12 protein-coding genes and 3 pseudogenes are annotated in these 15,592 nt (G+C 55.9%); 7 read left to right on the top strand and 8 right to left on the bottom strand.

Translation table 11 applies throughout. The features are described from left to right. Window positions 1-351: 351 nt before the first annotated feature. From ACYQ07_RS03510 to icd, 3 genes are all read right to left on the bottom strand, one after another. A complete protein-coding gene (locus ACYQ07_RS03510) occupies window positions 352-534 on the bottom strand; it encodes a Rossmann-fold NAD(P)-binding domain-containing protein (protein WP_459877425.1) in 183 nt (60 codons plus the stop codon). 143 nt (window positions 535-677) lie between these two features. Next, a complete protein-coding gene (locus ACYQ07_RS03505) occupies window positions 678-1,076 on the bottom strand; it encodes a cupin domain-containing protein (RefSeq protein WP_459877423.1) in 399 nt (132 codons plus the stop codon). A gap of 141 nt (window positions 1,077-1,217) precedes the next feature. Beyond that, on the bottom strand, window positions 1,218-2,480 hold the full coding sequence (gene icd / locus ACYQ07_RS03500) for an isocitrate dehydrogenase (NADP(+)) (protein WP_459877420.1): 1,263 nt from the start codon (window positions 2,478-2,480) through the stop codon (window positions 1,218-1,220). Window positions 2,481-2,689: 209 nt separating this feature from the next. Between icd and ACYQ07_RS03495 the strand changes: the two genes are divergently transcribed. Then, entirely contained in the window at window positions 2,690-4,054 is a 1,365-nt protein-coding gene (locus ACYQ07_RS03495; RefSeq protein WP_459877417.1) for an aminotransferase family protein, read from the top strand. A 31-nt stretch (window positions 4,055-4,085) separates the two neighbouring features. Here ACYQ07_RS03495 and ACYQ07_RS03490 read toward each other — a convergent pair. Beyond that, window positions 4,086-4,714 (bottom strand): annotated as a pseudogene (locus ACYQ07_RS03490) (transposase domain-containing protein). Between the two features lie 848 nt (window positions 4,715-5,562). Between ACYQ07_RS03490 and ACYQ07_RS03485 the strand changes: the two are divergent. After that, window positions 5,563-6,258 carry a P-loop NTPase family protein gene (locus tag ACYQ07_RS03485; RefSeq protein ID WP_459877414.1) on the top strand — a complete coding sequence of 232 codons (696 nt, stop codon included), beginning with the start codon at window positions 5,563-5,565 and terminating at the stop codon, window positions 6,256-6,258. Next, window positions 6,258-6,521 carry a DUF8156 family protein gene (locus ACYQ07_RS03480; protein ID WP_459877411.1) on the top strand — a complete coding sequence of 88 codons (264 nt, stop codon included), beginning with the start codon at window positions 6,258-6,260 and terminating at the stop codon, window positions 6,519-6,521. The genes ACYQ07_RS03485 and ACYQ07_RS03480 overlap by 1 nt, the downstream gene beginning before the upstream one ends. Window positions 6,522-6,751: 230 nt before the next feature. Here ACYQ07_RS03480 and ACYQ07_RS03475 read toward each other — a convergent pair whose 3' ends face one another. Further along, on the bottom strand, window positions 6,752-6,922 hold the full coding sequence (locus ACYQ07_RS03475; RefSeq protein ID WP_459877408.1) for a hypothetical protein: 171 nt from the start codon (window positions 6,920-6,922) through the stop codon (window positions 6,752-6,754). Window positions 6,923-7,152: 230 nt separating this feature from the next. Between ACYQ07_RS03475 and ACYQ07_RS03470 the strand changes: the two genes are divergently transcribed. Together ACYQ07_RS03470 and ACYQ07_RS03465 are read left to right on the top strand one after the other, a co-directional pair. Beyond that, window positions 7,153-8,025 carry a hypothetical protein gene (locus ACYQ07_RS03470; RefSeq protein ID WP_459877405.1) on the top strand — a complete coding sequence of 291 codons (873 nt, stop codon included), beginning with the start codon at window positions 7,153-7,155 and terminating at the stop codon, window positions 8,023-8,025. A 235-nt stretch (window positions 8,026-8,260) separates the two neighbouring features. Continuing rightward, the gene (locus ACYQ07_RS03465) at window positions 8,261-9,082 is read left to right on the top strand and encodes an IS5 family transposase (protein WP_459877402.1); all 822 of its coding nucleotides are present in this window, start codon (window positions 8,261-8,263) and stop codon (window positions 9,080-9,082) included. Between the two features lie 446 nt (window positions 9,083-9,528). Here ACYQ07_RS03465 and ACYQ07_RS03460 read toward each other — a convergent pair whose 3' ends face one another. After that, complete coding sequence (locus tag ACYQ07_RS03460; protein WP_459877399.1) at window positions 9,529-9,903, bottom strand: hypothetical protein; 375 nt, start codon at window positions 9,901-9,903, stop codon at window positions 9,529-9,531. Between the two features lie 387 nt (window positions 9,904-10,290). On the opposite strand from ACYQ07_RS03460, the pseudogene ACYQ07_RS03455 reads away from it, so the two are divergent. Both ACYQ07_RS03455 and ACYQ07_RS03450 read left to right on the top strand, forming a co-directional pair. After that, a pseudogene (locus tag ACYQ07_RS03455) lies at window positions 10,291-11,454 on the top strand (ISH3 family transposase). Window positions 11,455-11,642: 188 nt separating this feature from the next. After that, a complete protein-coding gene (locus ACYQ07_RS03450; protein WP_459877396.1) occupies window positions 11,643-13,844 on the top strand; it encodes a type B DNA-directed DNA polymerase in 2,202 nt (733 codons plus the stop codon). Here ACYQ07_RS03450 and ACYQ07_RS03445 read toward each other — a convergent pair. Together ACYQ07_RS03445 and gdhB are read right to left on the bottom strand one after the other, a co-directional pair. Beyond that, window positions 13,796-14,053 (bottom strand): annotated as a pseudogene (locus tag ACYQ07_RS03445) (hypothetical protein); the annotation flags it as partial. The gene ACYQ07_RS03450 and the pseudogene ACYQ07_RS03445 overlap by 49 nt on opposite strands. Before the next feature lie 245 nt (window positions 14,054-14,298). After that, window positions 14,299-15,591 carry a glutamate dehydrogenase GdhB gene (gene gdhB, locus ACYQ07_RS03440; protein WP_459877393.1) on the bottom strand — a complete coding sequence of 431 codons (1,293 nt, stop codon included), beginning with the start codon at window positions 15,589-15,591 and terminating at the stop codon, window positions 14,299-14,301. Window position 15,592: the final 1 nt, after the last annotated feature.

Raw genomic sequence — 15,592 nt, 5'->3', positions numbered from 1 at the left:
TGGAGCACCTGTCCAGTAACGAACAACGACACATCCGGCACGAAAAATAAACACGCATCCGGATCCCTTTCACCACGCCGAGCCGTCTAAGGGAAATCGATCGGATTACCTCCTGCTGGCTCCGCTCTCACTCTCCGGCTCAAGTGCGGTTGATATCAATGATCCCGAGAGAAACACCGTTAATACGTACCCACCGACAGCTATCAAATGTGGTCCTCAAGACCGACTTCGAACCGTAGGAGTGTGATTGCCCGTGTTTGCCGAAGTACATCATCGTGCCGATCTGATTCACAATCGTGTGCTTCGCTCGCACATATCAGAAACGACGGCCTGCGCCGTGAAGAGTACTCCTCAGAAAATGACATCGGGCTCGGTTCCGAGAAACGGCTTCGAGGGACGAGACGTCGTGTGGGTGACGAGCACGCCGGTCGATCGAAGTCGATCGCGTACCGTCTCGACCAATTCGTTGATGTTGTCTGGGTCACCGGTGTCGCCAAGCTTGATTTCGGCCTTCTCTCTGTCTCTCGGACTCATCACGATGACTCGCCACAACCCTCCTCTCCCCTAGCAGTGAGCGTGACATCCGCGCCCGACCCCGCGAGACGAATCGAAGTCGCCCGTCCGATGTTTCGGCTTGACCCGATGTCGAGCGCGGACTTCCGCCAAGATTATCGAAGTCACCGTCGGTAGTCATTGAACTCCGTCTGGTAGTCAGTTGAATCGAGGCGATCCTCCCGAAGCGGCCAAAATGCGAGCAGAGTGGCCGGTTCGTCCGACACTGCACGTGAAGTGTGTGGTACCTCCGGCGGAATCGTCAGCGCGTCGTGTCTGGAAAGCGAAACGCGCTCATCTCCCACAATGAAATCAACCTCTCCATCCATTACCACGTTTGTCTGCTCCCACGGATGTGTGTGCGGAGGGTTATCTTCCCTATCAGGTCTGATGGTGGTCATCCCAACCATCTGGTCGATTCCGCGGAAAACCACCTGCTCGAATCCGACTCCTTTCTTGGCGACTGGCACCTCGTCGAGATTGTACACCGACGGTATCTCAGATGCGTTGTAATTACGTACCACATCGAACTATTCGACGATAGCGGCTTAAAATCGTAGGTCGATATAGATGACCCTCAACCAAAACGTCAATCAAACGAACCTCTCTATGAGAGCTTCACAATATTTCCAAAAATCACCATTTCCAGAGGCACGAAAAACTGTCTACGACAGTTTTTCGACGTTCTCGACGACGGCGTCGGCGAACTCGCTCGTGGCGAGCTTCTCGCCTCCCTCGATCTGCCGGTGGAGATCGTAGGTGACCTTGCCGGAGGAGATCGTCTCCTCGACGGCGTCACGCACGAGGTCGGCGGCGTCGGACCAGCCGAGGTAATCGAGCATTTCGCGGCCCGAGAGGATCATCGCGGTGGGATTCACCTTGTCCTCGCCGGCGTATTTGGGTGCGGAGCCGTGAACCGGCTCGGCCAGTGCACGACCGTGCCCGCGGTTGATTCCGGGAGCGATACCGAGACCACCGATCTGTGCACCGGCGGCGTCTGAGAAGTAGTCGCCGTTCAGGTTCATCGTCGCGACGACATCGTACTCGTCAGTCCGAGTCAGCACTTGCTGGAGCATATTGTCGGCGATTCGGTCCTTGACGACAACGGTCCCTTCTGGCTGGTCGCCATCATGCTCCTCCCACAGCTCGTCCTCACCGAGAACCTCGTCGCCGTATTCGTCGTCAGCCAGCTCGTAGCCCCAATCACGGAAGGCCCCCTCAGTGAACTTCATGATATTCCCTTTGTGCACGAGGGTGACGGAGTCGCGATCGTTTTCGAGTGCGTAGTTGATTGCTTCGCGGATGAGCCGCTTGGAACCATATTCGCTGATCGGTTTGATCCCGATTCCGACAGGCCCGTCGTGAATGATATCATCGATCCCCATTTCGGACTCAACGAATTCGCGGACCTTCTCCGACTCATCGGTTTCGGCTTCCCACTCGATACCGGCGTAGACGTCTTCCGTATTCTCTCGGAAGGTGACCATGTCCATTTTTTCGGGATTCTTGACGGGTGACGGGACGCCATCAAGGTGGTAGGTCGGCCGGACGTTTGCGTACAGATCGAGAGTTTTGCGGAGTGCAACGTTTAGTGATCGGAAGCCAGATCCCACGGGCGTCGTCAGCGGCCCCTTGATCGCAACGCGGTGGTTGCGGATCGCTGAAACAGTGTCATCGGGAAGATTCTCGTCGTATTTGTCACGGGCAGACGATCCGGCGTACACGCGCATCCAAGCGATGGACCGATCCGTCGCTTCGGCAGCGGCGTCAAGCACCTGCTGGGCAGCAGGACCGACATCCGTGCCGATCCCATCGCCGTGAATGATCGGGATGATCGGGTTAGACGGGACGTTCAGCTCCCCAGTCTCCTCGTTGGCAAGCGTAATCGCCTCGCCATCCTCGGGGACTTCGACTTTGTCGTAGCTCATGAACGGCTGGAATATCCAATCGGGGTACTAAAAAGGTTGCTCGTTCGGCTGTAGGACAAAAATATAGTAGCGGTGCCTGGATAGGTTCACATATTCGTCCAAGATGAAAATGGCATTAAGCCCCGTAAATCTCAGGAGATCTTGGAGATATAGAGGTGGAGAAGTTGACGTTCCGATGTCTTTATAATTAGATAAAATCACCCATTTGCATGGAAACCAGTGACAACGTATTCTACAAATGGGGTAGCGGCATTGATCCCAAACTTCCCGATATCGACCGGGCGTACGACGAGTTCCTCGTCACTGCTGACGGACGAGAACTGATCGACGCCGCTGCAGGTGCGGCCGTCGTCAACCTTGGCCACTCTGTCCCTGGACTCGAGAAAGTCGTCGCTGACCAGTTAGACGATGTCGCGTACATCAGCACCTCACACTTTACTAGCGACGCAACCCGACAACTCGCCAGGCAGCTTACGGATCGGGCACCTGGGAATCTAAACGCCGCATTTCTCACCAATTCGGGAAGTGAAGCCAATGAGTCCGCTATCAAACTAGCTCGGGCGTACCACCGCGAGCGAGGAGATCCGCACAAGTACAAAATTATCGGCCGTTGGCAATCCTATCACGGCGCGACGCTGGGTGCATTGTCGGCCTCCGGGAACATCTCCCGCCGAACGACTTACGAGCCGCTACTCCACGATTGGAACCACATACCCCCAGCCTATCCTTACCGCTGGACATACGACGGAACCCCCGAAGAACAGGCGGTTGCAGCCGCACGCGAGCTCGAGACTGCCATCAGACAAGCGGGCGCGGAAACGGTTGCCGCGTTCATCGCCGAACCAGTATCGGGGTCAAGCATTCCGGCCGCCCACCCGCATTCTGTTTATTATCAAGAAATTCGGGAGATTTGCGATGAATACAATGTCCTTTTTATTGCCGACGAGATTATGACAGGGTTCGGCCGAACCGGTCCCCTGTTCGCTATGGAACGATATAATGTTGTTCCGGATGTGTTGACTGTCGGTAAAGGGATGTCGGCAGGTTACACACCGATTAGTGCGGCACTAGTCCACGAAGAGATCGCGGACATGTTTGCAGCCGACAAAAACGCATCGTTCGCCCACGGCCACACGTTCAGCGGCAATCCTCTGTCGGCAGCGATCGCTTCGCATGTCCTCAAGCAGTATACCAACGAGGTCCTCGAGACAGGCCGCAACCGGGGCAAACAGCTAGCCGAAGCACTCGAGCCCCTATGCGATCACCCGATGGTTGGTGATTTTCGCCGAGCCGGCGCCATGATCGGTCTAGAGTTCGTCGCGGACAAGGAAACCAAAGAGCCGTTCGATCCCGACTTGAATGTTTATAAACGAATCTACGAACAGGCGATGAGGCGAGGAGTCTACACTTACCCCGGCTCAGGTTCAGTTAAGGGCGTCGCCGGCGACCATCTAATGCTCACGCCGCCACTGACAATCAGTGAAGAATCAATTGATACAATCGGTGAGGTAGTAGTTGATTCGGTTAAGGAAGTCGCAGATAGCCTAGCAATTGAAGGCAAATTTCAACGATGAGCAAAGTCGTGAGAGGTAGTAGCAGGTCATGTTAACTCAAGCATCGGTTCCAGCAGGCAACGAAGGCTCGGAGCCATCTTTCTGCCGCTGTTAGCTCCGCGATTCTAAACGTATTTGAAAAAGAAGAATTCGTCATTTTACTCTCTAAAGATACGTTCGACAGTATTCTCATTTCCATGACGAGTGATTTGAAATCGGAGGTCCGTCCACGAGAGTGCAGCTCTGAAATGGCCACCTGCATCAACGAGTAAGGTCGCGTCCTTGACTCGGTGTTTCTCTCTAAGACCACGGAGAATCACCAGAGTGAATTCTTGATTCTGTACGAGAAACACGTCTACATGGAAAACTTGGTCCCTTTTCGAATCGACAGCAGCATTGTCGATCTGGGTCTATCTGAATCGCCGTCTCGTCAACCGCGACGCAATTCGTGTTTGCGCCTCCAGATGACTGTAAATAAGATTTTCTGAACCAGTTATGTGTCGCTGTTCGACTCCGATTGACACCCGATCTATCAAGGTCCTACTTGGTATTCGAAAGTGATAGTCCAGCAAGATGGAGCTGAATGCCCACTTCAATGACCTCACGGGGTGTCCGCTCTCGCTCCACAAACTCCAAGTCTACCCATCCAGAACAGCCATTGAGGCGGTTGGGTTCGGGCATAGACCATTCGAACTACCAACTGCCTCGTGCTTAAGTTAACATCGCCACTTCTACAGGCAGAGGTGTATTTGGTATCCTGCGAATGCGATTAGCACGAGTGAGGTGAAGATAAGTGCGTATTGGAGGTGTTTCGGACGCCGAACACTCGACTCGTAGTGTGACTCGTCCCACACGCTAAACGAGTACGCCGGCGAATAATCGAGTGAGTCTCCTACCCGTATTGTCATTTTACGCTCTTGTGGCGTAGATTGTTGGTGGCGAGCCGTCCTGCGGTTTTACAAAGTCCAACTCACCTGCACCACTCTTCGAGAACTGACGTGATCCCGGCTAAACCGTGGCTTCTTCGGACTGACCTGAACTGACGGGTCCTCATCAACAATCCTCTACCCAAGAGCGGTTATTTTATTTCCCTCTACCCGATTAGGTCCCGTTGATAACCCGCATACTGCATGGCCCTTATAAGTAAGTGGGTCGCACGTGATTTCTACAGTCTCTTGCTTGCCCCTATCAATTTCACCGAATGCAACTGATTTCTCTGTGCTATACGCATCATCCACTAAAACTACGAGTTTTACCGAACTCTCCTCCTCAACACTGTATTCCGCATCTTCCGATACAGAGATAGTGACCTCAAATGTGGGGGTGTCGTAGCTCCAATAAACGGGATCAGGAGGATTTTTCGGAGCTACAGTTGCCGTTACTCAATCGCTAATCCAAACCTCCTGTGATGCTGGCACACGTCGGCATCATCCGACTGTCACTTAGCGTTTTCTTAGCCCAGAACCACTTTTAGTTCCGCTCTGGGGGTATGGCTCAGGCCCTTATCCCGAGACGCACTCTACCCGTCCATGCACCCTCGACCGACCAGATCGCGACCGACGGCCGGCCTGCCGGAGTTCGGCGCCGGCGTCACGCTGCTCGACGTGGACGACGACCTCGGCGTCACGCCCGTCCAGGCGTTGCTTATCGACCAAGTGCTCGGAAACGAGGGCGACGCCTACTGGGTGGATGCCGTCGGCGCCGCCCGCACCACTCGCCTTCGCGAGCTCGTGCCCGACCAGCGCGTGCTTGAGCGGATCCACGTCGCCCGCGGGTTCACGCCCTACCAGCACACGTCGCTGATCGACCGGGTGAACAGCACGCTCGACGACGCCGCTGTCGTCGTGGCGACCGGCGTCGACCGGCTGTATCGCGACGGCAACCTCTCCCAAGAGGAGGCCGAGACGATGCAGGTACGCGCACTCACCTCACTCGCGCGTATCGCCCGTGTCCACGACCTGCCCGTCATCGTCACCCGGAGTCGCGAAGACGACTTCTCTGCGCCGCTCGCGAACGCTGCGGCGACACACCTCCGGTGTCGAAAGACGCCCTTCGGGCCGCGGTTCGAGGATGACGCCGGCGAGACGGAGACGCTCGTCTACCACACGGGTGACGGGTGGATGCAGACGACGCTCGCCTACTGGCGTGAGGTGCTCGAACACCGTGTCCGGATGCACGACGACGCGACGCTCGAACGCACTGTTGGTGTCGTCGGGGTGCAGTGATGGGGCGGACGAACCCGGCGTTCAGGGACTTGTTACGGAGCGAGGAGGAGCGCTGGGACGACTACCGGTGCGTGCTCCGGCACGAGGACCAACTGCACTTCGAGCGCCTGTTCGTCCATGCACGCGACCACGCCGACGCCGCCGGAATGCTCAACCACGAAGACCGACTCGCACCGATCCTCATGTCGATCTGCTTGGAGCAAGAGAAACGGATCGCGGAGTTGGAGGAGCTGATGGTGGGTGAGAAAGAACTTGCCGATTAAAGAATGATCTGGAGATTGGCTACAAAACATATTCTAATCCCATTTCAGTCGAAAATGAGGTCGTGAGTTGCAAACCAGGATATGTTGATCCACTTATTGGACAAAGTCAGACTATGTTTGGCTGTCTGCCTAATTGTAACTAAAGAGGCTCTGTTGAAATCCTCAGAAAGTGATAGGTTCTGATCGGGTGTGCGGTGGATACAGACGGTCTATTTAACCTGCGTACCTGCTCACACTGTCCCCCGCGCTATGTTCCCAACCACCACACCAGCCGCAACAACAGCTCCCGTCAATAGTGCGTATTTCACCGAAATACGGTCACTAAGGAAGCTGGCAGTGAGGAGGACGGCAGTAGCAGCAACGAAACTGTAGGCGAAGACCGTTAGCAGAGACATGAACATCAATTAACGGTCCCTCTAAATTGGTATAGCTGTTCCTCCTCCAATTGATATACAGTCCCCACCGACCGGCTGTTTCAGACGATAATATATTTGAAGAATAGGATTTCAACAAAGCCACTAAAGAATATATTCGATACAGCCTCAATAACCACATAAAATTTGCATGTTTGGATATCAAGAGTGATAGATGAACCAGAACTTATAATTCATTCATACTCACAAGATAGCACATGGTTAAACGTCGAGACGTGATGTTTGGGGTTAGTGGAGCTATTGCACTATCAGGATGTACATCAATGAATTTCGACGAGGATGGGCAAGAACCCACTGGGGATACGTCTAGTAGCCAGTCGGAAAATGACGATAACACCGAAGACCAGAGCCAGACAGCAGATCCGTCAGAAAATCAAACAGAAGAACAGTGTGAAAAAGAAATGAGAGATAAAGAAGAGGTGGTCAGAGATACAGAAATTAGTTTTCCAGATCAATCCGAACCTGGACCATATGTTAATCCTATAAAAGGCCCTGAATTCACCGTTGAAGAAGGCGATGCAATTAATATTGAGATGTCCACATCAAATCAGCAAGGAATCGATGTAGAATTCCTATCTCCGGGTGGTGAAACTATCTTTACGGAGGAATCGCGTTCAATAAGTCGGGAGTTCCAGATTACAGAATCAGGGAGAAGTAGCGTTCGTATAACTAGTGCAGCAGAAACAACACGAGAAGTCAAATCAGAGCTCTGGTCAGATAATGGTGAAGTCGGTGCGGGTGGCTACCATTATGGCTGGCTGGAACTTCGAGAAGGGAATTCAGTTGAATATTTCATCCGACAACTCGGTGATGGCGCACGACCGAAATTATATATTGAGAACGAAGGGGGAACGGTGATGAGAGAAGAACCAGTATCTAGTACTATTGATGGAAAATTCACTGCACCAGAGACTGGCGAGTATTACTTTAGATGGGTGAACACTGCAAACATAACTTCTGGAAATTGGAGGTGGGAGTTTACCCGTGTTAGCGATCTGATTGAGGGTACAGATGTGGACGTGCTAATTGAACGAAACTACACAGAAGAGGTAGAGGTGTGTGAGGACTAATTTAGCCTGTGTAATTGTCTAGTCCGTTTACGTTGCATGGCTCTGTTGAAATCCTAATATTCAGACAGATATCTGTCTGAAACAGTCGGTCGATGAGAACTGCAAATTGACCGTGAGTGTGCTATCAGTTTCAGGACGTGTTCTGAGTGTGGTGCAAGATGCAGGGCACGTATAGGTCACGATGGCTTTGTTGAAATCCTCAGAGAGTTACATGTTCGTCCTGTAATTCCCGGAGATGAAGTCCCTCCCAAAGTCACAGATTCTCCGGTTTACTGAGAAGGCGATCCATCTGGCACGTCGAGCCGTCTCTCGATACTCTTCAAAGTTCTCTAAACACCGCTACACACTCCCGCAACACGTCGTTCTGCTCTGTCTCAAAGTTCGGAAGAACACTACCTACCGTGGTTTGCTCGACGAGTTGATCGAGATGCCACGCATTCGTCGTGCTCTTGGTTTAGTCGAACTTCCTACGCCATCAACGCTCTGTAAGGCGTTCAATCGGCTCGATATGGCTGTATGGCGTATTATATTGACTCTCTCAGCGACGCTCCTTCCGACGAGTGGAATCGTTGGAGTCGATGCTTCGGGGTTCGACCGCAGTCATGCCTCAAAACACTACACGAAACGAGCTGAACTCACGATTCAGCAGCTCAAAGTGAGACTATTGGTCGATGCGAAGGTAAACGCAATCCTCGATCTACACGTGACGACGACACGAAAACACGATAGCCAGATCGCACCGTCGTTGATTAAACGCAATCCCGAGAGCATCGATATTCTGCTCGGTGACAAAGGATACGACGATCAGAAAATCAGACGACTCGCCCGGCAACACGAGGTTCGGCCACTAATCAAACACCGTGAGTTCACATCGCTCCACAAAGCATGGAACGCGCGCTTAGACACTGATCTCTACGGCCAACGGAGTCAATCTGAGACGGTCAACTCAACGCTTAAGCGAAAGTACGGAGCGTTCATCCGATCACGACGCTGGTGGAAACAGTTCCGTGAACTCACTATCGCCTGTCTCGTTCATAATCTCGACCGGTCGCTCTGATCGGTCTATACAGGGGAAGTACATATCGTTGGGCTGTTTAGGAGAGGACGTTGACGACAGGTTCGGCGACTTCCGCAGCGACCCACACAGCGATTAGAAATGCTGCAGCATAGACGATGATTCCGTTGGCAGAGGTAACAAGCCAGTTGAGTTGAAAGAGATTGAGTAATCCTACAAAAATCACGGAAACAACGATGTACACGGGAAGACCAATTGCTAGGGCGGAAACACAATAGACTATACCGGGAATTATCAACGACGGCAATCTTTGTGCATGACCTGACGCCATGTAGTCAAATTCTACCTATTTTAGCATATATTTTTCTCAAGAGCTGATGTCAGTAACGCACAGTTCGCAGGTCCCATCGACCGGCTGTTTCAGACGAGAATATATCTGAAGAATAGGATTTCAACAGAGCCGTCACGATGTTTATATTATCACTCAACTATTCTACTTCGTTGAATCGACGCTCAATTTCTAGGAGGTCTTCTAAGAATTGCCCGGTCTGGTCTTCCCCTTCATATACGTCATGGATACACAGAGCGCGGATGTTCATTTCAGAGCGCTCATTAGCTTCGGCTACCTGCGTCAGAGCTACATCAAGCCTGCTCTGGTCTTCAGTTCGGTATTCCTCCCCGTCTTTCCGCTTTGGTGGCATTCCCTCAAGGTCTCTGAATCGTTTTATAACTAGTCGTCTGTACCAAGAGCCATTCTTATTGTCACTCAGGGGAGGAAATACTTCTCCCGCGATCTTATCGAGTATTTCATCCTCAGTTAGCTCTTCAGGGCTACTCTTGCCAAACAAGTTGTCTAGAACCATGAGTTGTTGTCACAAGGTCAGGGAAGTTGATATTCTTTTCCCAATGTTATCTCCGATAATCTGTGTAGCGAAGTCTGGAAGTGGATAATAAAAATGGGATTGTGATAGATGAATCCTCTATATCTTGCACGAGAGTCTTACCAATTAGTGATAGTTTGGCGTGGCCAGCGTTAGATCGGTATCCTGTGTAGACTGCAGCCGGAGCAGAACTTGTCATTTTCGGGGGATTTCAACAGAGCCCGTTGCATTATTTCTGGAAGTGATTAACATGGGGAACACTTCCACCGTACACGCATGGCTCACGCCCTTTACTCCGTCGTCCGAATCCGAGAGCAAGCATCAGTACTTCACAAAGCCGGTTAGTTAGAACGTCTGCTTGCTGAGGATGTGCACTCCAACAAGCAAGCAGACGGTGTGGTCCACGAGGACCAGCTTCTTAACTTTCTCGTCAACCGGCTTGACGAGGAAGTTCCGCTCTCCTTAGCGAATAATGCTGAAATCACTGCTGAGGACATCTATGAGGTCCTCGTCGGCGCGTGCGCCGACGGGACCTCTGTCTCTACGCTCTGTGCGTCGAGCCAGAACACACCCGCTGCGAACACGATCCTCTACCATCTCCGGACGAAGTTCGAGCCGGATCGGCTCGAACGAGTCGCTAATACGCTTCTTCGGAAGGACCTCGATGAACTACTTCCCGAGCAGGTGGAGGTCTGCGTAGACCTCCACCTGCGACCCTACTACGGTGACGAAGACGACACAGGCGGCCTCTATCATTCGGTCGCAAAGCGTGGAACCACCGCGTTCCACGCCTACGCCACACTCTACGCGCGTGTGAAGAACAAACGCTACACGCTGGCGGTACGCCGTCTCGAAGACGGCGATACCGCCAGCAGCGTCCTCGCTGAGTTCCTCGGTGTCCTTGACGGCCTTGACACCAAGGTCAAGGCCGTCTACCTTGATCGTGGATTCTACGACAGTAAGTGCCTCACGCTGCTTCAAGCGCACGATTACGCGTACGTGATCCCGATCATCCGGTGGGGTGAGACGATTCAGCAAGAGCTCTCGAAAGGGTGGAGCCGAGTCATTCAGCACGATCTGACAGGGAAACTCGACAGTCACAACTGGACCGTCGAGTTTCCCGTCTACATCGACTGTACGTACCTAAACGGGAAGTATGACGAGAACGGGGTGGCGCGTCACGGCTACGCCGCTGACGCGCCGTTCATCGACTCACCACGAGACGCACGATACCACTACAGCAAGCGGTTCGGTATCGAGTCGAGCTATCGCTTGTTTGAGCAAGCGATAGCGACAACAACACGAGATCCAACGGTAAGGCTGCTGTACGTCGTGGTGAGCCTGATCTTACAGAACGTCTGGCGGTACCTCCACTACGAATATGTGGCGACGCCCCGCCGAGGCGGGCGTCGCCTCTGGTAGTGGCCGTACAAGGAGTTCGTCAATATGATTCGACGAGCTGCGTGGACGGCCCTCGCGGTGCGTCGGGCCGTCCCCGCGAATCGGCCACCTGACGACCGATTCCACCGCTAACCACCGACCGAGCAAGCCAGCGGAGTGAGTGGCGACGCTGTCGCGTCGGCGGCTAACCGCCGCCGACAGCGACAGCTCTCCATCGATCCGTCTGTGATTCTCTCGTCGAGACCGTCAGTACAACCGCTTCGACACAGAACTCAGACCGCAGAAACAGCTAGCCGAGGATACTTTGTGAGGTACTGAGCATGGCCCTCACGGTCGACTATCTCGACGACGGGCGCGTTTCCACGTGGCAGATCACGCCGGACGGCGCCACCAGAAGCACGCACGACGACTACACGCCCACACTGTACGTCGGTGACGCCGCCGGCGACCTCTACGGGCGGCACGGCGGCCCAACACCCGAACCACCCAGCCGCCCGACCCTCTCCGATGTCCTCGTCGAGCTCCGCGACTTCCTCGACGGGCAGGAGGCGGTCGCCGCGCTCGGCGTCGAGGATCACCGCCAGACGTTCCGCACGTCGCCACGGCCCGTCCTCCGCGTCAATGCGACGAGCATCGAGGCCGTCCACTCGGTCGCAAAGCGCGTCCAGCCGTTCGGGCCACCCGACGCGTACACCTGCTACAACGTCGACCTGACCAGAGAACTCCGCTTTTGCCTCGAAACAGACACGCCTGCCGGCCCCGACCGGTCGGTGCGTGACCTCCGAACGCTACAGTTGGAGTTCCCGAGTCACGAGTCGGGTGTCGACTCCTTGCCACAACTCGCCGTCGACGGCGACCGCGTTGGAGCCACGCCCCGCGAGGTGGTCGAGGCGGTCGCCTCCACCGTCGAAGAGCGCGATCCGGACGTACTCGTGGTGTCAAGTGCCGACCTGATCCCGTTGCTGTACGAGGCCGCCGACGCGTACGGCGTCTCACTCCAACTCGGTCGTGAGCCCGGCTACACCAAGCTGGCCGGCGAGTCCACCTACGAGTCGTACGGGCAGGTGGGCCACTCCCCTGCCCGCTACTCGGTCCCGGGGCGCGTCATCATCGACGAGTCCAACTCCTTCTTCTATCACGAATCCGGGCTGGAGGGGTGTCTCGACCTCGTTGAGCGCGCCGGCCTCCCGCTCCAAGAACTCGGATGGGCCTCTATCGGGCGCGTGCTCACGGCCATGCAGATCCGGGAGGCGCGCTCCCGGGGAGTACTCGTCCCCTGGAACGCGTGGCGCCCGGAGTTCTTCAAACCCGCCGCCGTGCTGGATGACGCCGACCGTGGCGGGACGACGTTCGCCCCCGACGTGGGCGTCCACGAGGAGGTTCACGAGCTCGACTTTGCCTCCCTGTATCCGAACATTATTCGGACGCGGAACATCTCGCCCGAGACCGTTCGGTGCGGGTGTTGTGAGAATGAAGCCGTGCCGGGGCTCGGCTACACGATCTGTGAGGAAGACGGCTATCTGCCCGACGTGCTCGGCCCGCTCATCGACGCCCGGAGCGACATCAAAGCGGAGATTGCGACGACCGAGGACGACGCCGAACGTGAGCGCCTCGAAGCTGCGTCGTCGGCCATCAAGTGGATCCTCGTGTCGTGTTTCGGCTATCAGGGCTTCTCGAACGCCAAATACGGGCGGATCGAGTGTCACGAGGCGATCAACGCCTTTGCTCGGAAGCTGCTGCTCGACGCGAAGGCAGCGCTCGAAGACGCCGGGTGGCGGGTCGTCCACGGCATCGTCGACTCTATTTGGGTGACGCCGGCACCCGGTTGTGACCAGCGCCCACTTGAGGAGGTGGCCGCCGAGATTACTGCTGCGGCCGGCATCGAACTGGAGTACGAGTGCGAGTTCGAGTGGGTGGCCTTCTGCCCGATGCGCAATTCCGACTCCGGCGCGCTGACGGGGTATTTCGGGAAGCGTCGCGGCGAGTCACTTCCGGAGCCAGAATCGGAGCTCGGTGACGCGATCAAGACGCGCGGCATCGAGGGGCGCCAGCGCTCGACGTGCGCGTGGGTGGGTGCGGTGCAGGCCGAGGCGCTGCGGGTGTTCGACGACACGCGGTCGCCCGAGGCCGTCTGTGACGTGCTGCGCCGGCGACTCGACGCCCTTCGGGACGGCGAGGTGGACGCCGGCGCGCTTGTCATCGACAACCGCGTCTCGAAGCACGTCGACGACTACAGCAGCGAGACAGTGACGGTGGCCGCGCTCAAGCGAGCACGATTGCAGGGCAGCGGGTTATCGCCTGGACAGACCGTCCGGTACATCGTGGTTGATGCGGACGCACGCGGCGCTGGTCGGGTGCGCCTGGAGTTCAAGGACGTGAGCCGGTGCGATACCGAGTGGTACGCTGACGCCGCCGTGCGCGCCGTCGAGAGTGTGCTGGCGCCCGTCGGGTGGCGGGAGGGGGAGATACGCGACTATCTCGCCGGGGCGAGCGACGAGACGCTCGGGACGTTTGGCCGGTAGTCGTCTCCAACCGCTTCCTCCACGATTGTGATCTCCTCGTCGGTGAGCCCGTAGAGTTCGTAGACGATTTCGTCGATGAGGTCGTCGGTGCGTTCGATCTTCTCGTCGAGCTCCTCCGCGCGCTCCACCGTTTGGAGGTAGTTGTCGATGTCGTCCGCGACGGCATCGGCGTCCGGGAGTTCAATCGCCTTGAGCCGGTCAATGTTGGAGCGTTTTGCCGCCTGTGTTTGCGAATTCGTGATCGAAGGCGATACGAGAGAGGATTTCGATGAAATCCTCTCTCGTGTACTCTCTGCACGGTTTGACACCGAATTCTAAGTCTGGATACAGCAGGGTTGAAGCGGCACGACACGCTTATTTCACCTCAGCCGTCTGGATCATCTTTTGACCAACGGAGCCCACCGTGAAGAATCTCAGCTAGGTTCGGCAACTACTGTTCAGGGCGGGGAGAATGTCAAGGCCAGAGCCCGCGCGCCTCGTGCGCCTCGGCAATCCGGGAGAGCGCGACAATGTACGCCGCATCACGCCACGTCACGTCCCGTGCTTCGAACTCCTGCTGGACGTCCTGCCACGCCGCCAGCATCTCCGTCTTGAGTTCATCGTTGACGCGTTCCAGCGACCACGACCGCCGATTGATGTCCTGGAGCCACTCGAAGTAACTCACGGTCACCCCGCCAGCGTTTGCCAGGATGTCCGGAATCACCGGAATCTCGCGCTCGGCAAAGATCGCACTCGCCGCACTCGTCGTCGGCCCGTTCGCCCCCTCGACGATGATGTCCGCGGTGATGTCGTCGGCGTTGTCAGCCGTCAGCACGTTTCCGATAGCGGCCGGAATCACCACATCGACGTCGAGTTCCAGCAGTTCCTCGTTGCTCACAGTCCTGGGAGCCGCATGCTCCAGCACCGCTTCCGGCTGCTCGTGGTGGGACGGGATCGAGTCCGTGTCGAGACCGTTAACGTCGTAGACGCCGCCGTTGACGTCGCTGACGGCGACGACGTTCGCTCCCCAGTCGTCGAGGAGGCGAGCGGCGTTCGACCCGACGCTGCCGTACCCTTGAATGGCGATCGACGTGTTATTGATGTCCTTGTCGTAGTAGTCGATTGCCTCTCGAGCAATGATGGCGACGCTCCGACCCGGCGCTGCGTCACGCCCCTTGCTACCGCCGACGATGGGTGGTTTCCCTGTGACGACGCCGGGAATCGTTTCGCCCTCCTGCATCGAGTAGGCGTCCATTAGCCACGCCATCGTCTGTGGGTCCGTCCCCATGTCGGGAGCGGGGATATCTTTCGTCGGTCCGATGGCGGTTCTGATCTCGTCGGTGAACCGTCGGGTCAGCTGTTCCTTCTCGTCATCGGTCAGCTCCTTTGGGTTCACCGCGATACCGCCTTTCGCGCCGCCGAACGGGATGTCCATCACGGCGCACTTCCAGGTCATCCACATGCCCAGCCCGACGCACTCTTCGCGCGTGACTTCGGGGTGATACCGGAGACCACCCTTGAACGGGCCGCGGACGCTGTCATGTTGTGCGCGATACCCAGTGTAGACCTCGACGTCGCCGTTCTCGCGCTCGATGGGGACAGTGACTTCGTGAACCTTCCTGGGGTGTTTGAGGCGTTCGACGATATTCTGGTCAATGTCGAGGTGGTCGGCAGCATGCTGGAGCTGGCGGCGCGCAGTCTCTAGGGCTGATTCCTCTTCGATCGGTTCCTCAGACGGCTCGTCAGTCGTCGTTGATGTCGAAGCCATG

The sequence above is a fragment of the Halorubrum gandharaense genome (genome assembly GCF_054654575.1).
This window is presented reverse-complemented; position numbering and strand designations above follow the sequence as displayed.

Bases quoted from the DNA above. Each gene is read 5' to 3' on its own strand.
- ACYQ07_RS03450 (WP_459877396.1), top strand. From the start codon at position 11,643: ATGGCCCTCACGGTCGACTATCTCGACGACGGGCGCGTTTCCACGTGG.
- gdhB (WP_459877393.1), bottom strand. From the start codon at position 15,591: ATGGCTTCGACATCAACGACGACTGACGAGCCGTCTGAGGAACCGATC.
- ACYQ07_RS03475 (WP_459877408.1), bottom strand. From the start codon at position 6,922: ATGTTCATGTCTCTGCTAACGGTCTTCGCCTACAGTTTCGTTGCTGCT.
- ACYQ07_RS03495 (WP_459877417.1), top strand. From the start codon at position 2,690: ATGGAAACCAGTGACAACGTATTCTACAAATGGGGTAGCGGCATTGAT.
- ACYQ07_RS03485 (WP_459877414.1), top strand. From the start codon at position 5,563: ATGCACCCTCGACCGACCAGATCGCGACCGACGGCCGGCCTGCCGGAG.
- ACYQ07_RS03510 (WP_459877425.1), bottom strand. From the start codon at position 534: ATGAGTCCGAGAGACAGAGAGAAGGCCGAAATCAAGCTTGGCGACACC.
- ACYQ07_RS03480 (WP_459877411.1), top strand. From the start codon at position 6,258: ATGGGGCGGACGAACCCGGCGTTCAGGGACTTGTTACGGAGCGAGGAG.
- ACYQ07_RS03460 (WP_459877399.1), bottom strand. From the start codon at position 9,903: ATGGTTCTAGACAACTTGTTTGGCAAGAGTAGCCCTGAAGAGCTAACT.
- icd (WP_459877420.1), bottom strand. From the start codon at position 2,480: ATGAGCTACGACAAAGTCGAAGTCCCCGAGGATGGCGAGGCGATTACG.
- ACYQ07_RS03465 (WP_459877402.1), top strand. From the start codon at position 8,261: ATGAAGTCCCTCCCAAAGTCACAGATTCTCCGGTTTACTGAGAAGGCG.
- ACYQ07_RS03470 (WP_459877405.1), top strand. From the start codon at position 7,153: ATGGTTAAACGTCGAGACGTGATGTTTGGGGTTAGTGGAGCTATTGCA.